The sequence below is a fragment of the Roseateles sp. genome, assembly GCF_039595295.1.
Taxonomy (GTDB): Bacteria; Pseudomonadota; Gammaproteobacteria; order Burkholderiales; family Burkholderiaceae_C; genus Roseateles.
The window spans coordinates 171,774-193,728 of record NZ_JBCNLU010000001.1; the positions used below are offsets into that span (position 1 = coordinate 171,774).

Here is a 21,955-nt window from a genome sequence, read left to right on the forward strand (position 1 = left end):
GCGGGGCCTTCTTTGGGGCGATGGACGCTGACCTCGTCAGGCGCGCGTCCCTCACAAGAAGAATTACTTCTTCTTCTTTTTCTTGTCGTCGGCGGCCGGAGCGGCAGCCACGATGATCTCTTCCACGACCGCGGCGACCGGGGTCGCGACGACCGGGTTGGGCTTGCCGTGCGTGACGACCTTGATGTGGTCGGCCAGCTTCAGGTCATTGACGTGGACCGAGTGACCCAGGGTCACGCCGCTCAGGTCGACCTCGATGAACTCGGGCAGCTGCTGGGCCAGGCAGGTGATTTCCAGCTGGGTCAGCACGTGGTTGATCGTGCCCTTGTCGGTCTTGACGGCCGGCGATTCGGCTTCGCCCACGAAGTGCAGGGGCACCTTCTTCTTGATGCGGGTGGTGGCGTCCACGCGCTGGAAGTCCACGTGCAGCACTTGCTGCTTGTAGGGGTGCATCTGGAAGTCGCGCAGCAGGACTTGCGTGACCTTGCCGTCCATTTCCATGTCGAGGATGGAGCTGTGGAAAGCTTCCTTCTTCATGGCGTGGTACAGGGCGTTGTGGTCCAGCTCGATGGCGGCCGGCTCACCCGCGCCGTAAACGATACCGGGAACCTTGCCAGCGAAACGCAGGCGGCGGCTCGCTCCGGTCCCCTGCAGCTTGCGCTCAAAAGCGACGAATTTCATATCAGACTCCAAAGTTGCCGATACGCCACCGTGGCGTACCGGATGAAGGCCCCGCGACCAGGCGCCTTCACGAAAAGGCCGCTGTCCTCGCGGACAACGGCCTGAACTCCAAACGCGATCAGAAGTTGTTGTTCTGCTCGCTAAACAGCGACGTCACCGACTCGCCATCCGAAATGCGGCGGATGGTCTCGGCGAACAGGAACGCCACCGACAACTGACGGATCTTGCCGCAAGCCTTGGCGGCCTCGGACAGCGGGATCGTGTTGCTGATGACGACTTCGTCCAGCTGCGAGCTCGAGATGCGCTCGATCGCCGGGCCGGAAAGAATCGGGTGCGTGCAGTACGCGAAGACGCTCTTGGCACCGCGGTCCTTCAGGACTTCGGCCGCCTTCACCAGCGTGCCGGCGGTGTCGATCATGTCGTCCATGATCACGCAGTTGCGGCCGTCGATCTCGCCGATCACGTGCATCACTTCGCTGACGTTGGCGGCGGGGCGGCGCTTGTCGATGATCGCCAGATCGCAGCCCAGCTGCTTGGCCAGCGCGCGGGCGCGGACCACGCCGCCGACGTCGGGGCTGACCACGACCAGGTCGCTGTAGTTGCGGGCCTTCAGGTCCGACAGCAGCACGGGCGAGGCGTAGATGTTGTCGACCGGGATGTCGAAGAAGCCCTGGATCTGGTCCGCGTGCAGGTCCATCGTCAGGACGCGCTCGACGCCGACGGTTTCCAGCAGGTTGGCGACGACCTTGGCCGAGATCGGCACGCGGGTCGAGCGCGGGCGGCGATCCTGGCGGGCATAACCGAAGTAGGGGATCACGGCGGTGATGCGGCGCGCGCTGGCGCGCTTCATCGCATCGACCATGATCAGCAGTTCCATCAGGTTCTCGTTCGTCGGCGCGCAGGTGGGCTGGACGATGAAGACATCGCGGGCGCGGACGTTCTGCTGGATCTCAACGGCGACTTCGCCATCGGAAAAGCGACCGACCACGGCCTTGCCGAGCTCGAGGCCCAGATGCGTGGCGATTTCTTTGGAGAGGGACGGGTTAGCGTTACCCGTGAAGAGCACGGTGTTGAGCAGCACAGCGGGCCATCCTTAGATTTCTGGCCCGGTGGCCAACCCAGCGGGTCCCGGATTGAGAACTGAAAATTTGGCAGGGGAGGAAGGACTCGAACCCTCGCATGTCGGAATCAAAATCCGATGCCTTGACCAACTTGGCGACTCCCCTACACAGGACGCCGTGCGAAGCACGACACCCTACAAGCTTCAGTCTTGAGCCCAGCCGCGAAGCGGGTGAACCGTCAGACTGCGACACATCCTTCCGACCCAACCGTCCGGCAGTTCCTGGAACTCGCCTTCCGGTGTCGCCTTGAGATTGCTCTCGAGGTCGGTGACCATGTCCTTCTTTTCTGCTGCGACTTGCTGTGCAAATCGCGAGGGCCGAACTATAGCAAAAACCGCACTGCCTGAACCCGTCATTCGAGAATTTTCGTAGCGGGTTTGCAACCAATCAAGCGCTGTCGATACTTCGTGGCTGGCGGCTTGCGCGGGAGCTTGCAGATCATTTCTGCCCCACCCGTCGACCAACTGCTGCACGAGTATTTCTTGCGCTTGGCGGTCGCTGGACATACTGCCCTTGCGTTCGCCCAAGCGTCTGGCTTCGTCGCTCGGATAATCCGTTTCCGGACCGTCTTCGCTGCGTCTGCCGTTCGCTGCAGGAAAGCCCGCTACTATAGCCACGCTTTCAGACCTTGGCAACAGGGGGCTCGAAAAAATTTCCTTGGTGCCGATGCTGACGGCCGGTTTCACCACCGCCAGACGCATCTCGGGGATGTCCAGCGGGGTCAGGATCTCGCCGATGCCTTCGACGAAGGCGTTGCGCCCGCCGACGAAGAAGGGGACGTCCGCGCCCAACTTCAGCGCGATCGGCTGCAGCCGCTCCCGCGTCCAGTTCAGCCCCCACAAGCGGTTCAGCGCCAGCAGCGTGCTGGCCGCGTCCGACGAGCCCCCGCCCATGCCCGCCCCGCTGGGCAGCCGCTTCTCGATGTGCAGGTCCACGCCGAAGGACGTGCCGCTGGCCTGCTGCAGCGCGCGCGCGGCGCGCAGGCACAGGTCGTCCGGCGGTAGCGCGTCGCCGCGGTCGTGGCGCTGCAGCGCGCCGTCCTCGCGGCGCTCGAAATGCAGCGTGTCGGCCCAGTCGATCAGCACGAACAGCGATTGCAGCAGGTGATAGCCGTCGGGCCGCTTGCCCACCACATGCAGGAACAGATTGAGCTTGGCCGGCGCCGGCACGTCGTACAGCGCCTTGAGCGGGCCGGGAGTGGGAGAGGAAATCATGGACGTCGATGGAGGCCGTGGAATGCGTTCGGCTGAATGGGACGCGGCTTTCGGCGTGGTTTGCGGCCGATTCTCAGGGGGCGATTTTCGATGGCCGATTGTGCGATTAACAGGTCGTTCGCGAATAATTCGCGAAAACCCCCCGGATTTTCATCGAAATACCCCGGCGAATCGCAAGGAGATTACTGCGGGTCCGCGGGCGCGTCGAGTTTCAAACGCAGCGTCGCCAGCGGCTCCGCGCCATTCGGATTGAGCCGCCGGGCGGAAATCAGCTGGACGTCGAAGCGCGTCAGGTCGACCTGCCAGCCCAGTTGCTCGAAGCCCTTGTCGCCCGAGGCGCGATGCGGCGCCTGCGACCAGGGCCGGCCGCGCAGCCAGTCGAACAGTGCCCGCAGCGGCAGCGCCTCCCCCAGCAGATCCTGGGTCAGGTCGTCGATGTCGTCGTACTGGCGCTCGCCGTCGGGCGTGCGCACGCTCGCGCCGCCCGGCTTCCAGGAGACGCGGGCGACCAGGCTGCCCATCGGAGAGCTCATTTCCAGCTGACCTCGCGTCGGATCGCCCAACAGCTCGAAGTTGGCGGTGACGTTCTGGCCGCGCGGCTGACCGCCGGCACCGGCCGGGACGATCAAGCCGAACTTGCCGGTCAGGCGAGGCGCGTCCGCCAGGGCCGCTGCCTCGTCGGCGCTGGTCTTGGGCACGGAACTGCAAGCGCCGAGCGCCAGCAGGGACGCGCCCGCCATCAGCGCGAGCGCGCCGTTGAAACCGCGGCGACGCATCAGGGACGGACCTGCAGACGCTGCAGGGTGGCGGCCAGCGCCTCGTTGCGCGGATCGCGGCGGGCGGCGTCGGCAAAGATGCGGCGCGCCTCGTCCTGCTGACCGGCGGCCCAGAGCACCTCGCCCAGATGGGCGGCGATCTCCGGGTCGGGGCGCGAGCCGTAGGCCTGGCGCAGCAGGCGCTCGGCCTCGCCCAGGCGGCCCAGGCGGAACTCCACCCAGCCCATGCTGTCGACGATGAAGGGCTCGCCCGGGGCGAAGCTCAAGGCCTTGGAGATCAGATCGCGCGCCTCGTTCAGGCGCTCGTTGCGATCGGCCAGCGAGTAGCCCAGCGCGTTGTACGCGTGGTAATGCTGCGGCTTGAGCTGGATGACCTTCTGCAGCAGCGTCTCCATCTCCTGCGTGCGGCCCAGCTTCTCGGCCATCATCGATTGCTCGTAGATCAGGTCGGCGTCCTCGGGGCTCTTGGCCGAGGCCTGCGCCAGCACGTCGTAGGCGGCCTGCCACTGGCGGTTGTCGCGCAGCAGCTGCGACTCGGCCAGCACTTGCGCGCGGCGGTCCTGGTCGCGCTCGGCGGGCATCGCGCGCAGCAGCTTCAGTCCCTGGTCCAGCTTGCCCTGGCGCGCCAGCAGCGAGGCGCGGCGATAGGTGATGTCGAGGTTGCCCGGCGCCGCGTCGATCTTGGACAGGCGCGCCTCGGCGAGCTTGAAGTCGCCGCGCTGCTCGGCCGCTTGGGCCAGCAGCAGCAGACCTTGCTGACGCAGTTCGCGCTCCTGGATCAGTCCGCCCACGGCTTCCGAGGCGCGCTCGGCCAGCGTGGTCGGGGGTTTGGCCGGCTTCTCGACCAGCGACATGTAGCGCTGCAGCGCCTGCTCGGCGGCGTCGGCGTGCTGCAGGTCCAGCTCCAGCGAGCCCAGCGCCAGCCAGTGGCCGGCGACGTCGGGCGACTCCTGCGTGAGCAAGCGGAACTCGCGGGCCGCGTCGGCCGGGCGCTGCGCCCGAGCGAGAGCGCGGCCGTAGCCCACGCGCAGCGCCTGCTTGTCGGGATGGGCTTGCAGCTCGGCGGTGATCAGCGCCTCGGCCTCGGGGCGGTGGGGCAGCAGCTCCAGCGCCATGATCAGCGGCTCGTCGCGGTCGGGGAAGTCCTTGGCCGCGGCGCGCGTGTTGACCAGCGCGGTCTCGTAGCTGCCCGCCAGTTGCGCGAAGCGCGCCGCCACCATCAGCGCGGCGAAGCGGGTCTCGGGCTTGGCGGCGGCCTCGGCCAGCAGCGGCTCGAAGGCCTGCTGCACGCGCAGCGGCTCCGGGTTGCGCTGGAACAGGCTGGGCAGGCCGGCCAGCAGGCCGGCGCGATCGGCGCTGGGGGTGATGGCCATCAGCGGGCGCAGCGCGGCCGGGACTTCGGCCGGGCGGTTCAGCAGCGCGAGCAGCTGGATCAGCGTGCGATGGGCGTCGAGCGACTCCGGCAGCGCGTCGCGCCAGGCGCGGGCGGCGATGACGGCCTGGTCGCCGGCGCGGGCCTGCAGCGCGATCTGCACGACGCGGCGGAACAGCGCCTCGTCGCCGGTGCGGCGGGCGGCGTCCAGCATCACCTGGTAGGCGACGCCGGGCTGGCCGCCCTGGAGCTCCATCTCACCGATCAGCAGCTGATAGAAGAGCGGCGCGTCGATGTCGGAGTTGACGATGGGCGCGGAGGCGGCGGGCTCGGGGGGCGCCGCGGCGTCGCTGGCGGAAGAAGCGGGGGCGGCCGGGGCGGCGGGCTCAGGGGCCGAGGCGGCCAGCTGCGGGGCGGATTGGGCGTGGGCGGCGCAGCTCAGGGCGAGGGCGACGGAGAGCCACCAGCGGTGGCGCGCGAGGGCGGACATGACGTGACTCCTGAACTGGGCGTGAAGGCGGGCCGGGTGGACACCGAGTGAACATCGAATGGATATCGAATGGACATCGCATGAACACCGGGCAAGCCGCGGACCATTCTATGGAGCCTGACGGCCCCGCGCCGGCACCGGCCATCGGCGAACCCTATGATCCTGGGATGCCCGAGTTGCCGGAAGTTGAAGTTACACGACGGAGTTTTGCCCACGCGATCGATGGCGCGCGCGTCCTGGCCGTGAGGCTGGGCAAACCGCTGCGCTGGCCGCTGGGCGTGAGCCCGGAATCGCTGCTGGGTTTGCGGGTCGGCGCGGCGCAGCGGCGCGGCAAGTACCTGTGGCTGCCGTTGGTCGCCGACGCCGGCGCCCACTCCGCTGGCGATCGCGAGGTCGACCCCGAGATTGACGGCGGCCTGCTGCTGCACCTGGGCATGTCCGGCTCGCTGGCCTTCCGCGAGCAGCCGCCCCAGGCCGGGCCGCACGATCATTTCGACCTCGTCACCGACCGCGGGGTGCTGCGACTGACCGATCCACGGCGCTTCGGCGCGGTGCTGTGGTCGCCCGGGCTGGATGCCGAACCGGCCGCCAAGCTGCTGTCGCGCATCGGGCTGGAGCCTTTCGACATCGAGTTCCACGGCGACCATCTGCATCAGCATTTCCGCGGCCGGCGCGTGCCGGTCAAGCAGGCGATCCTGGCGGGCGACGTGGTGGTCGGCGCGGGCAACATCTATGCGTGCGAGGCGCTGTTCATGTCGGGCATCGATCCGCGGCTGGCGGCGGGCAAGATCAGCCGGCCGCGCGCGGCCAAGCTGGCCGGCGCGCTGCGCCAGGTGCTGGGCGAGGCGCTGGAAGCCGGCGGCACCACGCTGCGCGACTTCAAGGACGCGCACGGCGTTGCCGGCAGCTTCCAGATGCAGGCGCGGGTCTATGGCCGCGAGGGCGAGGCTTGCCGCCACTGCGGCACGCCCATTCGGCGCATCGTGCAGGGGCAGCGATCGACCTTCTTCTGTCCCCGCTGCCAGAAGCGATGAATCGCTCCGACCTTTCAAACCCATGCCCCGATCCACGCCAGCGGCCCCGACTGCCAGCCTCTCTCCGATGCCCCAGACCTCGATGACCGATGCCGCTCTGGACGCCCGCGTGGCGGGCCTGCGCGAGGACTTCGCGCCGCGCCTGCTCGCGTGGCAGCGCCGCGAGGGCCGGCATGACCTGCCCTGGCAGAACACCCGCGATCCGTATCGGGTCTGGCTCTCGGAAATCATGTTGCAGCAGACGCAGGTGACGACGGTGCTGGGCTACTACCGTCGCTTCCTGGAGCGCTTCCCCGACGTGGCCGCGCTGGCGGCCGCGCCCAATGACGAGGTGATGGCCGCCTGGGCCGGGCTGGGCTATTACAGCCGCGCGCGCAACCTGCACAAATGCGCGCAGGCGGTGGTCGAGCACCACGGCGGCGCGTTCCCGCGCAGCGCGGCCGAGCTCGCCGAGTTGCCCGGCATCGGCCGCTCGACGGCGGCGGCGATCTCGTCCTTCTGCTTCGGTGAGCGGGTCGCGATCCTTGACGGCAACGTCAAGCGGGTGCTGGGCCGGCTGCTGGCATTCGACGGGGACCTCGCGTCGGCGGCGCAGGAGAAGCGGCTGTGGCGATTGGCGGAGCAGTTGCTGCCGGCCTCGCCCGAGGACATGCCCGCCTACACGCAGGGCATGATGGATCTGGGCGCGAGCCACTGCGCGACGCGCTCGCCCCAATGCCTGCTGTGCCCGGTGTCGGGCCTGTGCGCGGGACTGGCCGAGGGCGAGCCCACGCGCTACCCGATCAAGACGAAGAAGCTCAAGCGTGGCAGCCGCGAGAACTGGTGGCTGTGGATCGAGCATGAAGGCCGGGTGTGGCTGGAGCAGCGGCCCGCCGAGGGGGTGTGGGGCGGGCTGTGGACGCTGCCGCTGTTCGACGACGAGGCCGCGCTGCATGCGCAGAGCGCGGCGCTGGGCGTCGCGGCGCCGGAGACCTTGCCGCAGGTCAAGCATGTGCTGACGCACTTCGACTGGCTGCTGCATCCGCGCCGCGCGCTGCTGCCGCGCGAGGCGAGGCCGGTGGGCGAGGGCGTCTGGGTGCCGCGGGAGCGGCTCCCGGAGTACGCCTTGCCGGCGCCGCTGCGCAAGCTGCTCGATTAGGCCGAGGTCGCGACGCTCGCGACCAGAGGCCGGGGGCGAGATTCGGGATGACCGTCGGCAGGGCTGATGCGGCTGACGGTCCAGCCTCTGCGTCAGATCTCTCCGGTTTCTGCCCGGGCCAGCGGGGCACGGCGGCGAGGCGGAATCGGCGGCGGGGTGTCGCGGATCGGCGGCGGGGTGTCGCGGATCGACGGAGTCTTGCCGTTCAGGAGTTTAAGCGCCTCCACCATCAGCGCGTCGGAGCGCGCGTAGAGCGCTGTCAGTCGCTGCTCGATGGCCGCCGCGCGCTTGACGTTCTCTGGCCGGGTCGACGCTCCCAAGGCGTCCAACTGCTGCCTGGCGACCCAGATCCTGAGTTCGGTCGCGTCGTGCTGCTTCAACAGATTGTCACGCTGGTGGCCGCATACCTCCTGATTGGAAAGGTCGCGTAGTCGCTTCAAGGGGGAAGCTGATGGGGCCAGCGTCCCGGCCTGATCGGCGGAAGGCCGCCATTCGGGAGCGACGCGCGGCGCGTCCGGTATGCGCTGCAACTGGCAGTTCTGCTGAAAGTTGGTCAACCCGCCGTGGACGGCCAGCAGCACTTGGTCGACCTGCGCCAGATGTTCCTTGTTGAGCGCCGCGTCGGCCCGCTTGAGCTCTTTTGCGCAGCTGTCGACCAGCGGGAGCAGCCGCTGCTTGCGAAACGACTGAAATGGGTCGTTCGCCGGCCCCGCTTGGGCCATGGCTCGCGCTTCGGCCACGGCCTGACGGGCGCCGAGCATGCGCTGCTCGGCGGCGCAGAACGCACGCAGGCGCGAGGCGAGCGCATCCAGATCGCCATAGGGCGACGCCGGGTCCACCGGCGGGCGGGGGCGCTTGCCGATGCACTCCGCATGGACCTTCGCGAGGGCCCGCCCCAGCGGGCAGTTCGACGGCAACCTCGGCAGCTGCCGGCGGGCGATGGCGAGCAGGTCCTCGACATACTCGCGCCGCCCCTTGGTCACCTCTGATTCGGGCCGCGCGGGGGTCTTGGCCGATACCGCCGAGAGGCCCTGCTCATTTTTGTGGGGATGAGCCAGCCGATAGGCGATCCGGCACGCTTCGTTGCCGAAGCGGCGGATCAGTTGCGCCGGCGTGAGCGGGCGGCCGCTTGGACGCGGCAGGCCGGAGCGTCTGGATGATGGCGCATCCCGGACTGGATCGATGGAGGTCTGGCTCCGTTCGGGCGACGGCGGCGGGTGATCGGCCTCGGGCAGGGTGGACGTCGCCGGAGACCGGAAGCAGAGGAGCGAAGGCGAGCTCATGGGGCAGGTGCAAGGCAGGTGCAAAGCAGGTCGGCCTTCTCAGTCGAGCCCCCGTGAAGGGGGCGTGACCTCGAAGGCGCTTGCGCATGCGCGCCATCGCGGCTTCTCACTGGCTCTTTTGGACGACGCGCTGGAGGGATTCAGCGGTCGCGGTTCACCGCTCGCGCTATGCTCGCGCGATCGCCGCACAGCGGCCAGCCAAGACCATCAGGGACACCATGTCGAATGCCGTCACGCCGGGGCCCTCCGCCCCGTTGAAGAGCGCTCTGGAATCCGCCTTCATCGCGCTGCTGGCCAGCGGGGTGTGCCTGTGGTTCCTGATCAGCGGAACCCAGGAAGGCGAGGTGGAGGCGGCGCGCGCGACGATGTTCGGGCTCGGTCTGTTCGCCGGGCTGTGCGCGCACTGGGTCTACATGGGGCTGGCGCTCAAGCGCGCCGGCCGCGGCGTGTTCCTGTGGATGCTGGCGATGGTCTTCCTGCTGCCGTTCGCATCCGTGGTGATCGGCATCCTGCTCTTCAACCAGGCCCAGGAGATGGAGACGAATCCGGCGGCACCGACACAGGTGTGACGCGGGGCCGGTGGCGCATGGCATAGTCGTCGTCGCGCGCGGCGATCTCCTGGCGCAACCACGGACGCAAGCCGGCTATGCCGGCGACGGTATGGCGCATCGCCGGGAGGTCCCCGATCGCCAGCTGGCCCGCGGCATGTTCCAGCGACGCTTTCAGGCGATCGTGAGCGCCGCGCAGTTGGCGCACGGCCTTGGCGCTCACGCCGGGCGGCAGTCTTTCCAGGTGGCGGATTCCGGCGTTCATCTGTTCCGCCTCGGCCCGCGCTTCCCAGAGCGCGCCGCGATGGCAGCGGAAGTCGAGCAGCGCCTGGTCCATCGCCTCCAGCCTCTCGTGCAATTGCCGGACCACGCGCGCCGAGACCGACCGAGCGCCGCAGTCGCGCGCGATGTCCGCGGCCAGGCAGAGCGCCTCGCGGTGAAGGCGGTTGCTGCCGGGGATGCCGTGTTCGGCCAGGCTGGCGACCAGCGCGTGGCCCCTGCTGTTCAATTCGGCGATGCGTTCGGGTCGGATGCGCGGATCGAAGCGCGCCGACTCCAGCCATTGCTCGACGGTGTCGCGCGTGGGGAGCTTGCGCCAGGCCCGCGGATCGGCGCAGGGAGCGGTGAGCAAGTCCAGCGCGCCTTGCACCTCACGCAGCAGATCCTCGGCCTGGCGGGTCGCTGGCGTGCCTAGCGTCGCGCGCACGAGGTCCAGGTCTTGCTGGAGGCGTTGCCGCTGCGAATCGTCGGGAAGCGGCGTCTTGCCCAGCGGAGAGCAAGGCACGATGGCGGCGGTCGGGACGGAGTAGCACCCGTCGTGAAAGAGCCGGGTCAGCAGGGAGGGAAACGGCATGGGGACCTCTGAGGCGGAAGGCCGCTCAGTGGTCGCCTGGACGCGGGCGTCGGCTGGATGCGCCGATCAGCGCGCGTCGAGTTCCCGATGCCGCTTGAGCACCTGGCCGTGGAAGGCGAATTGCTTGGCCAGGGTCTCGACCAGATAGACCGAGCGGTGCTGGCCGCCGGTACAGCCGATGGCGACGGTCAGATAGCTGCGCTGGTCCTGCGCGAAGTTGGGCAGCCACTGCGCGATGAAGGCGCCGATCTGGCTGAGCATCAAGCGCACCTCGGGCTGGACTTCCAGATACGCGGCGACCGGTTCGTCGCGGCCGGTCAGCGGACGCAGCTCGCGGTCGTAATAGGGGTTCGGAAGGACGCGGACGTCGAAGACGAAGTCGGCGTCGCTGGGCACCCCATGCTTGAAGGCGAAGGACTCGAACACCAGCGTCAGCGAGGAGCCGCTCGCGCGCACCAGGTCGCGCACCCAGGCGCGCAACTGGGCCGGGCGCAGCTGGCTGCTGTCGATGACGGTGGATTCCATGCGCAGCGGCGTCAGCAGCTCGCGCTCCAGCGCGATGGCTTCCTGCAGCGCGCGGTGGGTGTCACCGTCGTTGCGGTCGTCGTTGCCCACGCGCAGCGGATGCGGGCGGCGGGTCTCGGAGAAGCGGCGCAGCAGCGTGTCGTTGTCGGCGTCCAGGAAGATGGCGCGCAGCGAAATGCCGCTCTGGCGCATCTCCTTGATGTGCAGCAGCAGTTGTGGGAGCGAGCCCGCGCTGCGCACGTCGACCGCGATCGCGACGCGGCGCCAGCCGCGCTGGCGCTCCAGCTCGAGGAACTGCGGGAGCAGTTCGGGCGGCAGGTTGTCGACGCAGAAGAAGCCCGCGTCCTCCAGCGCATGCATGGCGATGGACTTGCCGCCGCCGGACATGCCGGTGACCAGCACGACGTCCCCGTTGGACAGGGTACCGGCGGGCGGGGTCGAATCGGGCACGTTCACGGCTTCACTTTCTTGGAGGAGGGGGTCGGGCCTTGCGCGGCAGGGGACGACGCGGCTTTGGCGGACAGGTCCAGCATTTCCTGCGCGTGGGCGAGGGAGGTCGAGGACAGCCGTTCGCCGCCGAGCATGCGGGCGATCTCGGCGGTGCGGGCTTCGCCGGAGATCGGGCGCACGTCGGAGTTGGTCTTGCCGTCCTTGAGCGCCTTGGCGACGAGGAAGTGGTGGTCGGCGCAGGCGGCGACCTGCGGCAGGTGGGTCACGGCGAGCACTTGCGCGCGCTGGCCCAGCTGCTTCATCAGGCGGCCGACGGTCTCGGCCACGGCGCCGCCGACGCCCGCATCGATCTCGTCGAAGATCAGCGTGCCGGCTCCGGCGTTCTTCTGGCTGGTGGTCACGGCGATGGCCAGCGCGATGCGCGAGAGCTCGCCGCCCGAGGCGACCTTGCCCAGCGGACGCGGCGTGCTGCCGGAGTGACCGGCGACCAGGAATTCCGCGGATTCCAGACCGAAGCTTTGCGGCTCGTCCTGCGCCTGCAGCGCGACCTCGAAGCGGCCGCCGGACATGCCCAGCTGCTGCATGGCCTGCGACACCGCGTTCGACAGCGCCGGCGCGGCCTTGGCGCGGGCGGAGCTGACGGTCTTGGCTTCCTTCTGGAAGGCCTTGAGCGCGGCAGCCTGCTTCGCTTGCAATCCGTCGAGGTCCGAGGCGGCGTCGAGCTGCGCGAGCTCCGCCTTCCATTCGGCGAGCAACGCGGGCAGCTCGGCCGGCTGGCGGCGGTAGCGGCGCGACAGCGTGACCCAGGCGGACAGCCGGTCGTCGAGCTGCTGCAACCGATCGGGGTCCAGGTCGGCGGCGTTCAAGTAGGAGCTCAGGCTGTGGGCGGCGTCCTGCAACTGGGCTTGCGCGCCGAGCAGCGCGTTCACCGTGTCCTGCAGGCCGGCGTCGTAGCCGAGCACGTCCTGGAGCGCGGACAGCGCCTCGTCGGTCAGCGATTCGGCGTTGATCTCGGCCTCGGCGATGCGTTCGAGGGCGCCGCGGGCGGCGTCCATCAGCGATTGCGCATGCGACAGGCGCTGGTGCTCGGCGTTGAGCTCGTCCCACTCGTCGGCGGCGGGGGCGAGGCGGTCGACCTCGCCGATCTGCCAGCTCAGGCGTTCGTGCTCGCGGGCGAGGTCGGACTGCTTGGCGCGGGCGGCGTTGAGCGTCTCGGTGGCCAGTCGCCAGTCGGCGAAGGCGGCGGCCAGGGGCTTGGTGTCGATCTGCGCGAAGACGTCGAGCAGCTCGCGCACGCTGGCGGGGCGGGTCAGGCCTTGCCAGGCGTGCTGGCCGTGGATGTCGAGCAGGTGTTCGGCGAGCTCGCGCAGCTGGGCGACGGTGGCGGTGCCGCCGTTGATCCAGGCGCGGCTCTTTCCTTGGGCGTCGATGACGCGGCGTAGCAGCATCGTCGGCGCGGCGCCGTCGCTGCTGGCCTCGAAGCCGGCTTCCTCCAGCCAGGGGGCGAGGGCGGCGGGGCGGTCGAACTCGGCGGAGATCTCGGCGCGGGGGGCGCCTTCGCGGACGACGGCGGCGTCGCCGCGGGAGCCCAGGGCGAGCTGGAGGGCGTCGATGAGGATGGACTTGCCGGCGCCGGTTTCACCGGTGAGGGCGGAGAAGCCGGCGGCGAAGTCGAGCTCCAGGGCCGGGACGATGACGAAGTCCTTGAGCGCGAGGCGGCGCAGCATCAGCTGTTTCCTTCGTTCCAGCGCAGCTTGCGGCGCAGGGTCGCGTAGTAGCTCCATCCGCGGGGGTGGAGGAAGGGAGCGCGGTGCTGGGAGCGGCGCACGGTGATGCAGTCGCCGTGCAGCAGCGAGGCCAGGGCCTGCATGTCGAAGTTCACGCTGGCGTCGCGGCCGGCGACGATGGTGAGGCGGACCTCGCCGTTGTCGGGCAGGACGATGGGGCGGTTGGACAGCGCGTGGGACGCGATCGGGAGCAGCACCCAGCCGGCGATGCCGGGATGGAGGATGGGGCCGCCGGCGGAGAGCGCGTAGGCGGTGGATCCGGTGGGCGTTCCCACGATGACGCCGTCGGCGCGCATGTTGGCGACGAACTCCTCGCCGACGTCGACGCGCAGTTCGACCATGGCGGCGGTGGCGCCACGGGAGACGACGACGTCGTTGAGGGCGACGCCGGCGAAGATCTGTTCGCCGTCACGGATGACGGAGCCCTCGAGCAGGGAGCGGTGCTCGATCTCGTAATCCCCGGCGAGGATGGAGGCGAGGGCCTCCTTGTACTGCTCGGTGGAGATGTCGGTGATGAAGCCCAGGCGGCCCTGGTTGATGCCGACGAGGGGGAGGCCGTAGCGGGCGACCTGGCGGGCGAAGCCGAGCATGGTGCCGTCGCCGCCGACGACGATGGCGAGGTCGCACTGGGTGCCGAGTTCGGCGTGGGTCAGGGCGGGGAGGGAGGTGATGCCGGTGCTGTCGGCGGTTTCCTGTTCCAGGGAAACATCCAATCCCTGAGAGGCGACGAATTCGGCAATCTCCTCGAGGATGGGGCGGATGCCCCGAGCCTGGGGTTTTCCGACGATCGCCACGTGTTGGAAGCGCTTGGACATAGCGCGGAATTACACCACAGCGATGTGACGGGACCGGGGTGTTGGCAGAGTGCGCCGGGAGAGGAAACCGGCGGGTTCACTAGAATGAAAAGCATGCTCGACGACCGCGCGAAATTACTGCTGAAGGCTCTGGTGGAGAGGTACATCGCTGATGGCCAGCCGGTGGGGTCGCGCACGCTGTCGCGTGCGTCGGGCCTGGAGCTGAGCCCGGCGACGATCCGCAACGTGATGGCGGACCTGGAGGAGCTGGGTTTGATCGCGAGCCCGCACACGAGCGCGGGGCGGATTCCGACGGCGCGGGGTTACCGGCTCTTCGTCGACACCTTGCTCACGGCCAAGCCGGGGCTGCCGCGGGAAGCGGCCTTCGAGAGCCAACTGCTGCCCGACCAGCCGCAGCGCGTGATCGCCAACGCGGCGCAGATGCTGTCCAGCCTGTCGAGCTTCGTGGGGGTGGTGACGTCCCCGCGCAAGAGCGGCGTCTTCCATCACATCGAGTTCCTCCGCTTGGGGGAGCGGCGGGTGCTGGTGATCATGGTGTCGCCGGACGGGGATGTGCAGAACCGGCTGGTGTTCACGGCGCAGGACCTGACGCAGTCGGACCTGACGGAGGCGAGCAACCGGCTGAACGCGCATTACACGGGGCTGTCGCTGGACGTGGTGCGGGACCGCTTGCGGACGGAGGTGGATCAGCTGCGCGGGGAGATCGCGAAGCTGATGAGCGCGGCGGTGGATGTGGGTCAGCAGGGGATCCAGGAGCAGGAGCCGGTGATCATTTCCGGCGAGCGGAATCTGCTGACGGTGCAGGACTTCAGCCATGACATGGGGAGCCTGCGGAGGATGTTCGACATGTTTGAGCAGAAGACGCAGTTGATGCGGCTGCTGGACGTGTCGTCGCGCGCGGAGGGCGTGCGGATCTACATCGGCGGGGAGAGCCAGGTGGTGCCGATGGAGGAGCTGTCGGTGGTTTCGGCCTCGTACGAGGTGGATGGGGAAGTGGTCGGGACGCTGGGCGTCATCGGCCCGACCCGCATGGCCTACGACCGGATGATCGAGATCGTGGACATCACGTCGAGGATGGTCTCGAGCGCGCTGTCGCAGAAGTAGAATCCGCCGCTCCGGTGCAAGGCCGGAGCCGCGGATCCGCCAGGATCCGCATACTCGTATTACCCCCGGGGGCCGTTAGCTCAGTTGGTTAGAGCAGAGGACTCATAATCCTTTGGTCACAGGTTCAAGTCCTGTACGGCCTACCAACCAAATCAGTAGCTTAGGACGACAAGTACGGCTCGTCGATGTCCTGACTGTCAAACCGGTGTCAACGCGGTGAGCGGGTTCAACACCCGCGCCTGCAGATGATCCGGCGCGAGATGCGAATACCGCATCGTCATGGCCATGGTCAGGTTGGCACGACCGAGGATCCTCTGCTGCGTCCGGATGTTGCTGCCATTGATCATGAAGTGACTTGCGAACGGGTGCCGCAGCACATTGAATCGCCCCAGGTTTGCTAGATATCTCCGAGCCTCAGAACTGAGACGCAATAGGAGGTGCCATGAAAGCGAACCAACCCTACCTAGAAGAATTCAAGCTTGATGCGGTCAAGCAGATCACCGGACGCGACCACAAGGTTGCTGAGGTGTCGGCGGGAATCGGCGTCAGTCAGCACAGTCTATACAAGTGGATCAAGGCTTATGGCGTGCCGGTATGCCAATCGACAAACCTCTGAGCAAGACCAAGCTGAGGAACGCCGCGATAGCGGCCAAGTCCGCCGCGTTACCCAAGAACCCCGAAGAGCTGATCGACCAGATCGTGAGGGGCCAGCCTATGACCGGCGAGGAAGTAAATGCCGCCTCGATGGCGTTCAATAAGGTCCTGGTCGAGAAGGAGGTCGGTCCCATCCGCAATCACCACCTCGCCGTAGCCGACAACCGGCGCGAGCAGCAGGACCTCGCTGCTCAGGTGCCGAGCTTGCTCCACGACAAGCCCACCGGTTTCGCACTGGTCAAGGGCCGGCCGCCTTCGCTGTCGTTCCGCGACAAGGCGCAAGGCGCTCGCTATGAGGAACTGCACCAGCGCCTCATAGCGCGGCAAACCAAGGCCAACGAACTCGGACGGGACTTCGACGCCTATCAGCGCAAGACCAGCGAGGTCCTGATGGAAGCCGTCCGAGTCCAGCGCGAAGGTCGCTGAGTTGCATCTTCAAGATCGCCCCTGAGAATCCTTCGATGCCCCATCCCCTCGCCTGCGGATCCCGTCTCGCGCTCCTCGTACTCGTCGCGCTCACCGGCCCCACTCACGCCGCGCCCCCGAGCTCTCCCCAAACCGTCCAAGTCCTCCCCCCACCGCTCGTCCCCGACCTCCCCACCTTGCTCAGCAACATGCGCAAGGGCATCAACCCGACCGACGAGCAGATCAAGGCCCTCCGCACCGGCAAGGTCGAACCGGTCCTGCTCGCCCTGGTCGCCTTCCGCCGCGAGATCTTCGCGATCGAGAACCGCTATGGGGAGCAGATCACCGCGCTGGACGTCGCCGAGATCGGCAAGGCCTCCGGCCTCGCGACGCCCGCCTCCCGCGAGCAGATCCGCGCCAAGATGTCCTCCGCCTCCTACCTCGTCCGCAAGTACCGGAGCGACAACCTCGCCGCCTTGCGCCAGGCCGAGTCCGCCATCAGCACCGCCTATGCCAGCATCCCCGGTCTGGGCAAGGACTGGCCCGAGGAGCAAGCCCGGGCGCCCATGAAGCGGAGGAGGGCCTTCCTCGAGGTGTATGTCCCCCTGGAGATGGAACGCCAGACCTTGACCCTCGCCATCGTCCAATTGCTCGACGACAACGCGCGCAACGTCGGCCTCAGCGACGGTCCCGAACCCCACCTCGTCTTCAGCGACGCGCCAGTCCTCGCGCAGTTCAGATCCCTGGTGGATCGCCTCCGCGAGGTGTCCGCCCGCCTGCTCGACGTCATCCCCAAACCCGCGGACGAGGCCAGCTCGGCGCCCCCGATGCCCGAGCGCGCGACCAGCCAGCCCAGCCCCTGAGATCGCCGCCATGCTTCAGCCCCTCGCCCGCCCCGCGTGTCTGGCCGTCGTCGTCGCGGCCCTCGCCGTCCCCGCCGTCGCCCTCGCTGCAACTCCCGTCGCATCCCCCACGCAAGCGTCCGCCATCCCCCAGGAGGAAGTCGAGCTCGCCCGTTCCGCCTTCATCGCGGTGATGTCCGAGTTGGGGCAGGGCGCCGATCTGACGGATGACCAGATCAAGTCCCGTCCGCTGGGCCGGCTCCAGCCCCTGACGCTCGCCTGCGCCGCGACCCACCGCGAGCTGCGCGGCATCGCCGCCCGCTATCTGGCGCGTCGGCAGGCGCTCAGCCTCGCCCAGTTGATGAGCGCCAGCCGCCTCGCCACCCGCGCCGATCGCGACGCGGCCCGGGCCCAGATCGCGCTGGCTCAGGAGGCGCTCGAACAGTACGTCGCCGACACCGTGCTCGCCCTGCGCCGCGCCAAGACCTCGCTCGACGCCGCCTATGCCGCGACGCCGACCGACTTCGGCGTGCCTCGGCAAGCCGTCACCACGCCGCCCGGTCGGATCCGACTCCACTTCCTGAACTTCTTCCCGCTCGAGCAGCGGCGGCAGTCGACCGCCCTCGCCATCGTGCAATTGCTGGACGAGCACCCCGACAGCTTCCAGCTCAGCCAGGACACGCCGCCGCGCCTGGAGTTCCGCGACCAGGCCGTGCTCGGCCAGTACCGCGTTCTCGCCGGTCGCATGAACGCCCAGAACCAGGCCATCGAGGATCTCAACCTCATCCTCACCGCGCCGAGCGATCAGATCCAGCGCGCGCTGGAGGAGCTCGACCAGCCCGATCCGGCGAAGTGACCCACGCGCCCCGCGCATGAGCTCATGCGCAAAGCTCACTTCGCCGCCCCACGACCCAGCCCCTAGCCTCTCCCCGTCCATCCACGAGGAGAGCCCCATGTCCCAAGCCCCGACGCCCGCCAGCTGGCGCTTCGAAACCCGGTCCGTCCACGCCGGCTACTCCCCCGACCCCACCACCAAGGCCGTCGCGGTCCCCATCTACCAGACCGCCGCCTACGCCTTCGACTCCGCCCAGCACGGCGCCGACCTCTTCGACCTCAAGGTCCCCGGCAACATCTACAGCCGGATCATGAATCCCACCAACGACGTGCTCGAGCAGCGCCTGGCCGCCCTCGAAGGCGGGATCGGCGCGCTCGCCGTCGCCTCCGGGCAGGCCGCCGTCACCTACGCCATCCTTACCATCGCCGAGGCCGGCGACAACATCCTCGCCGCCAGCGCCCTCTATGGGGGGACCTACAACCTGCTGGCCCACACCCTCCCGCAGTACGGCATCACCGCCCGCTTCGCCGACTACCGCCAGCCCGAAGCCTTCGCCGCCCTCATCGACGCCAAGACCAAGGCCATCTTTGTCGAGTCCCTCGGCAACCCCCAGGGCAACGTCACCGACATCGAGACCATCGCCAAGATCGCCCACGACCACGGCATCCCCCTGATCGTCGACAACACCGTCCCCTCGCCCTATCTGAGCCGCCCCTTCGAGCACGGCGCCGACATCGTCGTGCACTCGCTGACCAAGTACCTCGGCGGCCACGGCACCTCCATCGGCGGCGCCATCGTCGACTCCGGCAAGTTCCCCTGGGCCCAGCACAAGGAACGCTTCAAGCGCCTGAACGAGCCCGACCCCAGCTACCACGGCGTCGTCTACACCGAGGCCCTGGGCCCCGCCGCCTACATCGGCCGCGCCCGCGTCGTCCCGCTGCGCAACACCGGCGCCGCGCTGTCCCCCTTCAACGCCTTCCTCATCCTCCAGGGGATAGAGACGCTCGCCCTTCGGGTGGATCGCATCAGCGACAACGCGCTCGCGCTCGCCCAGCACCTGAAGCGTCACGAGAAGGTCAGTTGGGTCAACTACGCCGGACTCGAGGACCACCCTGACCACGCGCTGGTCCGCAAGTACCTGTCCGGCAAGGCCTCCGGCATCGTCACCTTCGGCCTCAAGGGCCCGGGCGGGCAGGGCCGCGAGCGCGGGGCGCGCTTCCTCGACGCGCTCCAGCTCTTCACCCGCCTGGTCAACATCGGCGACGTGCGCTCCCTGGCGACGCATCCCGCGTCCACCACCCACCGCCAGCTCTCGCCCGCCGAGCTCGACAAGGCCGGCGTGTCCGAGGACACCGTCCGGCTCTCCGTCGGCATCGAGCACATCGACGACCTCATCGCCGATCTGGAGCAGGCGCTGGCCGCCGTGTGAGCGCGAGCGCTCATCCAGCGCTCACAGCACCAGCCACCCCACCAGCACCGCGCACACCAAAAGGAAGGGCAGGCTGATGCGGTGGAACTCCGCCAGCCCGCCCGGCACGCGTGCCAGGCGCAGCGCGATCAGGTTGGCCATCGAGCCCAGCACGAAGCCGAAACCGCCGACGTTCACGCCCACGGCCAGCACCGCCAGATGCGGCATGTGCTCGGCCAGCAGCAGCGTCGCCGGCACGTTGCTGATCAGCTGCGAGCTCACGATCGCCACCAGGTAGGCCGGCAGCGGCTGGTCCAGCGGGAGCCGCTCCAGCAGCCCCGCCACCTGGGGGAGGGCCACCAGCTGATGCAGGTCCACGAACATCAGCGCGAAGGTCGCCAGCAAGGCCCAGTCCAGCCGCAGCAGCACCTGCCGATACCAGATCGCGTAGACCGCCATCACCACGGCCAGCGCGGGCACCCACTGGCGCAGCTCCAGCGACAGCACGAAGCCCAGGAAGAGCGCGACCGACAGCGCCAGCAGCCGCGGCTGCGTCGGGGTCTTGCGCCGCGCCGGCGCGATGGTGATCGGCGTGCGGGGCATGGTGATCAGGATGGTCACGATCAGCAGCACCAGCATCACGCCCACCGACGGCCCCATCATCGCGATGAAGCCGCCGAAGGACTCGCCCGAGCGGTGCCAGAGATAGAGGTTCTGCGGGTTGCCGATCGGCGTCAGCGAGGAGCCGGCGTTCACCGCCAGGGCCTCCAGCGCGACCAGCCGCGCCAGCGGCAGATGCGCTTGAGCGGCGAGCTCCCGGGTCAGCGGCACCAGTAGGAACAGGCTCACGTCATTGGTGACCAGCGCGGCCAGCACCGCCGCCACCGCGCACAGGACCAGCGCCAGCTGCCGGCCGGTGCCCGTGCGCGCCAGCAGCGCGCGCGCCGCGCCCTGCAGCACGCCGCTGCGCTCCACGCCTTGCGTGATGGCCAGCAGGCCCGTCAGCGCGCCCATGGTCTGCCAGTCGATCAGGCGCAGCCACTCGCTTGGCGAGATCGGACGCAGCAGTGCGAACCCCACCGCCACCAGCGCCAGCAGCCACAGCAGGCGGTTGCCGCCCGGGCCGGCGTCGTGATCGCCGGGCGCGCTTTCGAGCCCGCTTTCGGGCGCGTTCTCAGGGGTGGTGCTGGCGGAACTGTCGGAGGCGCTCTCGGGCGACGAGGGATCCGAGGGCGAGGGCATCGAGGAGCTCATGAAGCGGGGGCGTCGATATCGCGACGCCCTCAGAAGTGGAGGGGAGGCGGCCTGCGCGGGACCGCTCATGACCAGGGCACGCATGATGCCAAAGTCCGTGAGGCGGCCAGGTAGGTCGAGGCCGGCAGGGCATGTCGGTGGGGCCCGCGTCCCCCGAACGAGAGAGCCGAAAAGCGGCGCGCCGCGCCAACATCGGCGCCACCTCAGCCCTCCGCTTTCAGCCCTTCCGATGCAGTACCGACTCCCCCTGCCGCTCGCAGCGCTCACCCTTGCGGGGGCCGCCGCGCTGCCCGCCCACGCGCAGTCCAACATCACGATCTACGGCCGCCTCAACGTCTCCCTGGAGCACGCCGACGCCAGCCGCTCCCCGCGCGACCGCGCCGTGAATCGCGAATCCAACAACCGCTCCGTCATCGGCTTCCGCGGCACCGAGGATCTGGACGACGGCATCCAGGCGGTGTTCCAGATCGAGGGCTCGCTCGCGCTGGACACGGGGGCGGGGCCTTCGCTCGCGAATCGCGACACCCGCGTCGGCCTCAACACCCCCTATGGGCTGGTCTTCGCCGGCAACTGGGGGACGCCGTACCTGCTCTCCACCAGCGGCTTCGATCCCTGGTATCCCACCACCGCCGGCTACATGGCGCTGATGGCCAACGGCTCCGCGCCGACCGTCAACAACACGACCACCACCGCGTCCTTCGACCGGCGCCAGCAGAACGTCGTCCAGTACTGGACCCCGACCTGGAACGGCCTCACCGGGAAGGTGGCGTATTCCTTCAACGAGGGCGACCTGGGGCCCAACGGCGCCAAGCCCAGCCTGTGGTCGTCCTCGCTGACCTGGGATCAGGGACCGTGGAACCTGGCGCTCGCCCACGAGGAGCACCACGACTACCAGGGCCCGCACCTGACCGACACGGCGACCAAGCTGGGCGCCGCCTACCGCTTCGGGGTCTGGCGCATCGCCACCGCCGCCGAGCGCCTGCGCTACGAGACTCCCACCGGCCCGCTGCGGCGCGACTCGGTCTATGTTTCCGCCACCTGGCAGATCGGCCGCGGCAGCCTGCGCGCCTCCTTCACCCATGCGGGCGAGGGCAAGGGGCCCGCCGGCGCGAAGGTCGGTTTCATCTCGGCCGGCGCGGACACCGGCGCCCGCCAGTGGACGCTGGGCTACGACCACACGCTGTCCTCGCGCACCGGGCTCTACGCCTACGTGACCCGCATCGACAACCAGGCCCGCGCCGCCTACGACCTGGCGATCAACCCGCTGAGCGTCGGCGCCGGCGAACGGCCCACCGTCTTCGCGCTCGGGATGCGGCACGCGTTCTGAGGGCTGAGGGCGGAGGGCTGCGGGGAGCTGTCCCGGGGC

General features: G+C 68.9%; 20 protein-coding genes, 2 tRNA genes and 2 pseudogenes. 11 read left to right on the forward strand and 13 right to left on the reverse strand.

Going from position 1 to position 21,955, the window contains the following annotated elements; genetic code table 11:
- Positions 1–63: 63 nt before the first annotated feature.
- The 6 genes from ABDW59_RS00825 to ABDW59_RS00850 form a co-directional block, all read right to left on the reverse strand.
- Positions 64–681 (reverse strand): 50S ribosomal protein L25/general stress protein Ctc, encoded by a 618-nt coding sequence (locus ABDW59_RS00825; protein WP_343627424.1) that lies wholly within the window; start codon positions 679–681, stop codon positions 64–66.
- Positions 682–799: 118 nt separating this feature from the next.
- Positions 800–1,762 carry a ribose-phosphate pyrophosphokinase gene (locus tag ABDW59_RS00830; RefSeq protein ID WP_067061122.1) on the reverse strand — a complete coding sequence of 321 codons (963 nt, stop codon included), beginning with the start codon at positions 1,760–1,762 and terminating at the stop codon, positions 800–802.
- 68 nt (positions 1,763–1,830) lie between these two features.
- Positions 1,831–1,907: transfer RNA gene (locus ABDW59_RS00835), tRNA-Gln, on the reverse strand.
- Positions 1,908–1,945: 38 nt separating this feature from the next.
- Positions 1,946–3,016 carry a 4-(cytidine 5'-diphospho)-2-C-methyl-D-erythritol kinase gene (gene ispE / locus ABDW59_RS00840; protein ID WP_343627428.1) on the reverse strand — a complete coding sequence of 357 codons (1,071 nt, stop codon included), beginning with the start codon at positions 3,014–3,016 and terminating at the stop codon, positions 1,946–1,948.
- A gap of 182 nt (positions 3,017–3,198) precedes the next feature.
- Entirely contained in the window at positions 3,199–3,792 is a 594-nt protein-coding gene (locus ABDW59_RS00845; RefSeq protein WP_343627430.1) for an outer membrane lipoprotein LolB, read from the reverse strand.
- Positions 3,792–5,654, reverse strand: a complete 1,863-nt coding sequence (locus ABDW59_RS00850) for a tetratricopeptide repeat protein (protein ID WP_343627432.1) — start codon at positions 5,652–5,654, stop codon at positions 3,792–3,794. Before ABDW59_RS00850 ends, ABDW59_RS00845 begins: the two co-directional genes overlap by 1 nt.
- A 167-nt stretch (positions 5,655–5,821) precedes the next feature.
- Between ABDW59_RS00850 and mutM the strand changes: the two genes are divergently transcribed.
- Entirely contained in the window at positions 5,822–6,688 is an 867-nt protein-coding gene (gene mutM, locus ABDW59_RS00855) for a bifunctional DNA-formamidopyrimidine glycosylase/DNA-(apurinic or apyrimidinic site) lyase (protein ID WP_343627434.1), read from the forward strand.
- A 67-nt stretch (positions 6,689–6,755) separates the two neighbouring features.
- Complete coding sequence (gene mutY, locus ABDW59_RS00860; protein WP_343627436.1) at positions 6,756–7,826, forward strand: A/G-specific adenine glycosylase; 1,071 nt, start codon at positions 6,756–6,758, stop codon at positions 7,824–7,826.
- Positions 7,827–7,918: 92 nt separating this feature from the next.
- On the opposite strand, the gene ABDW59_RS00865 is transcribed toward mutY, so the two are convergent.
- Positions 7,919–9,109 (reverse strand): hypothetical protein, encoded by a 1,191-nt coding sequence (locus tag ABDW59_RS00865; RefSeq protein WP_343627437.1) that lies wholly within the window; start codon positions 9,107–9,109, stop codon positions 7,919–7,921.
- A gap of 86 nt (positions 9,110–9,195) precedes the next feature.
- On the opposite strand from ABDW59_RS00865, the gene ABDW59_RS00870 reads away from it, so the two are divergent.
- Positions 9,196–9,678: a hypothetical protein gene (locus tag ABDW59_RS00870; protein ID WP_343627439.1), complete on the forward strand. Its 483-nt coding sequence runs from the start codon at positions 9,196–9,198 to the stop codon at positions 9,676–9,678.
- On the opposite strand, the gene ABDW59_RS00875 is transcribed toward ABDW59_RS00870, so the two are convergent.
- The 4 genes from ABDW59_RS00875 to ABDW59_RS00890 form a co-directional block, all read right to left on the reverse strand.
- Positions 9,626–10,510: a hypothetical protein gene (locus ABDW59_RS00875; protein ID WP_343627441.1), complete on the reverse strand. Its 885-nt coding sequence runs from the start codon at positions 10,508–10,510 to the stop codon at positions 9,626–9,628. The genes ABDW59_RS00870 and ABDW59_RS00875 overlap by 53 nt on opposite strands.
- 66 nt (positions 10,511–10,576) lie before the next feature.
- Positions 10,577–11,491 carry an RNase adapter RapZ gene (gene rapZ, locus ABDW59_RS00880; protein ID WP_343627443.1) on the reverse strand — a complete coding sequence of 305 codons (915 nt, stop codon included), beginning with the start codon at positions 11,489–11,491 and terminating at the stop codon, positions 10,577–10,579.
- Positions 11,488–13,212, reverse strand: a complete 1,725-nt coding sequence (gene recN / locus ABDW59_RS00885) for a DNA repair protein RecN (RefSeq protein WP_343627445.1) — start codon at positions 13,210–13,212, stop codon at positions 11,488–11,490. The genes rapZ and recN overlap by 4 nt, the downstream gene beginning before the upstream one ends.
- Positions 13,212–14,087: an NAD kinase gene (locus ABDW59_RS00890; RefSeq protein WP_343627446.1), complete on the reverse strand. Its 876-nt coding sequence runs from the start codon at positions 14,085–14,087 to the stop codon at positions 13,212–13,214. The genes recN and ABDW59_RS00890 overlap by 1 nt, the downstream gene beginning before the upstream one ends.
- A gap of 93 nt (positions 14,088–14,180) precedes the next feature.
- Between ABDW59_RS00890 and hrcA the strand changes: the two genes are divergently transcribed.
- A complete protein-coding gene (gene hrcA / locus ABDW59_RS00895; RefSeq protein WP_343627448.1) occupies positions 14,181–15,191 on the forward strand; it encodes a heat-inducible transcriptional repressor HrcA in 1,011 nt (336 codons plus the stop codon).
- Positions 15,192–15,260: 69 nt separating this feature from the next.
- Positions 15,261–15,337 (forward strand) — tRNA-Ile (locus ABDW59_RS00900).
- Positions 15,338–15,388: 51 nt separating this feature from the next.
- Here ABDW59_RS00900 and ABDW59_RS00905 read toward each other — a convergent pair.
- A complete protein-coding gene (locus ABDW59_RS00905) occupies positions 15,389–15,538 on the reverse strand; it encodes a hypothetical protein (RefSeq protein ID WP_343627450.1) in 150 nt (49 codons plus the stop codon).
- Positions 15,539–15,633: 95 nt separating this feature from the next.
- On the opposite strand from ABDW59_RS00905, the pseudogene ABDW59_RS00910 reads away from it, so the two are divergent.
- The 5 genes and pseudogenes from ABDW59_RS00910 to ABDW59_RS00930 all read left to right on the forward strand — a co-directional run.
- Positions 15,634–15,783 (forward strand): annotated as a pseudogene (locus ABDW59_RS00910) (transposase); the annotation flags it as partial.
- A gap of 2 nt (positions 15,784–15,785) precedes the next feature.
- Positions 15,786–15,974, forward strand: a pseudogene (locus ABDW59_RS00915) (hypothetical protein); the annotation flags it as partial.
- A gap of 473 nt (positions 15,975–16,447) precedes the next feature.
- Complete coding sequence (locus ABDW59_RS00920; RefSeq protein WP_343627452.1) at positions 16,448–17,113, forward strand: hypothetical protein; 666 nt, start codon at positions 16,448–16,450, stop codon at positions 17,111–17,113.
- A gap of 10 nt (positions 17,114–17,123) precedes the next feature.
- Complete coding sequence (locus ABDW59_RS00925) at positions 17,124–17,948, forward strand: hypothetical protein (protein ID WP_343627454.1); 825 nt, start codon at positions 17,124–17,126, stop codon at positions 17,946–17,948.
- Positions 17,949–18,045: 97 nt separating this feature from the next.
- The gene (locus ABDW59_RS00930; protein ID WP_343627456.1) at positions 18,046–19,356 is read left to right on the forward strand and encodes an O-acetylhomoserine aminocarboxypropyltransferase/cysteine synthase family protein; all 1,311 of its coding nucleotides are present in this window, start codon (positions 18,046–18,048) and stop codon (positions 19,354–19,356) included.
- A gap of 21 nt (positions 19,357–19,377) precedes the next feature.
- On the opposite strand, the gene ABDW59_RS00935 is transcribed toward ABDW59_RS00930, so the two are convergent.
- Positions 19,378–20,577 (reverse strand): SLC13 family permease, encoded by a 1,200-nt coding sequence (locus ABDW59_RS00935; RefSeq protein WP_343627458.1) that lies wholly within the window; start codon positions 20,575–20,577, stop codon positions 19,378–19,380.
- Between the two features lie 241 nt (positions 20,578–20,818).
- On the opposite strand from ABDW59_RS00935, the gene ABDW59_RS00940 reads away from it, so the two are divergent.
- Positions 20,819–21,916, forward strand: a complete 1,098-nt coding sequence (locus ABDW59_RS00940) for a porin (protein ID WP_343627460.1) — start codon at positions 20,819–20,821, stop codon at positions 21,914–21,916.
- The last annotated feature ends 39 nt before the right edge of the window (positions 21,917–21,955 follow it).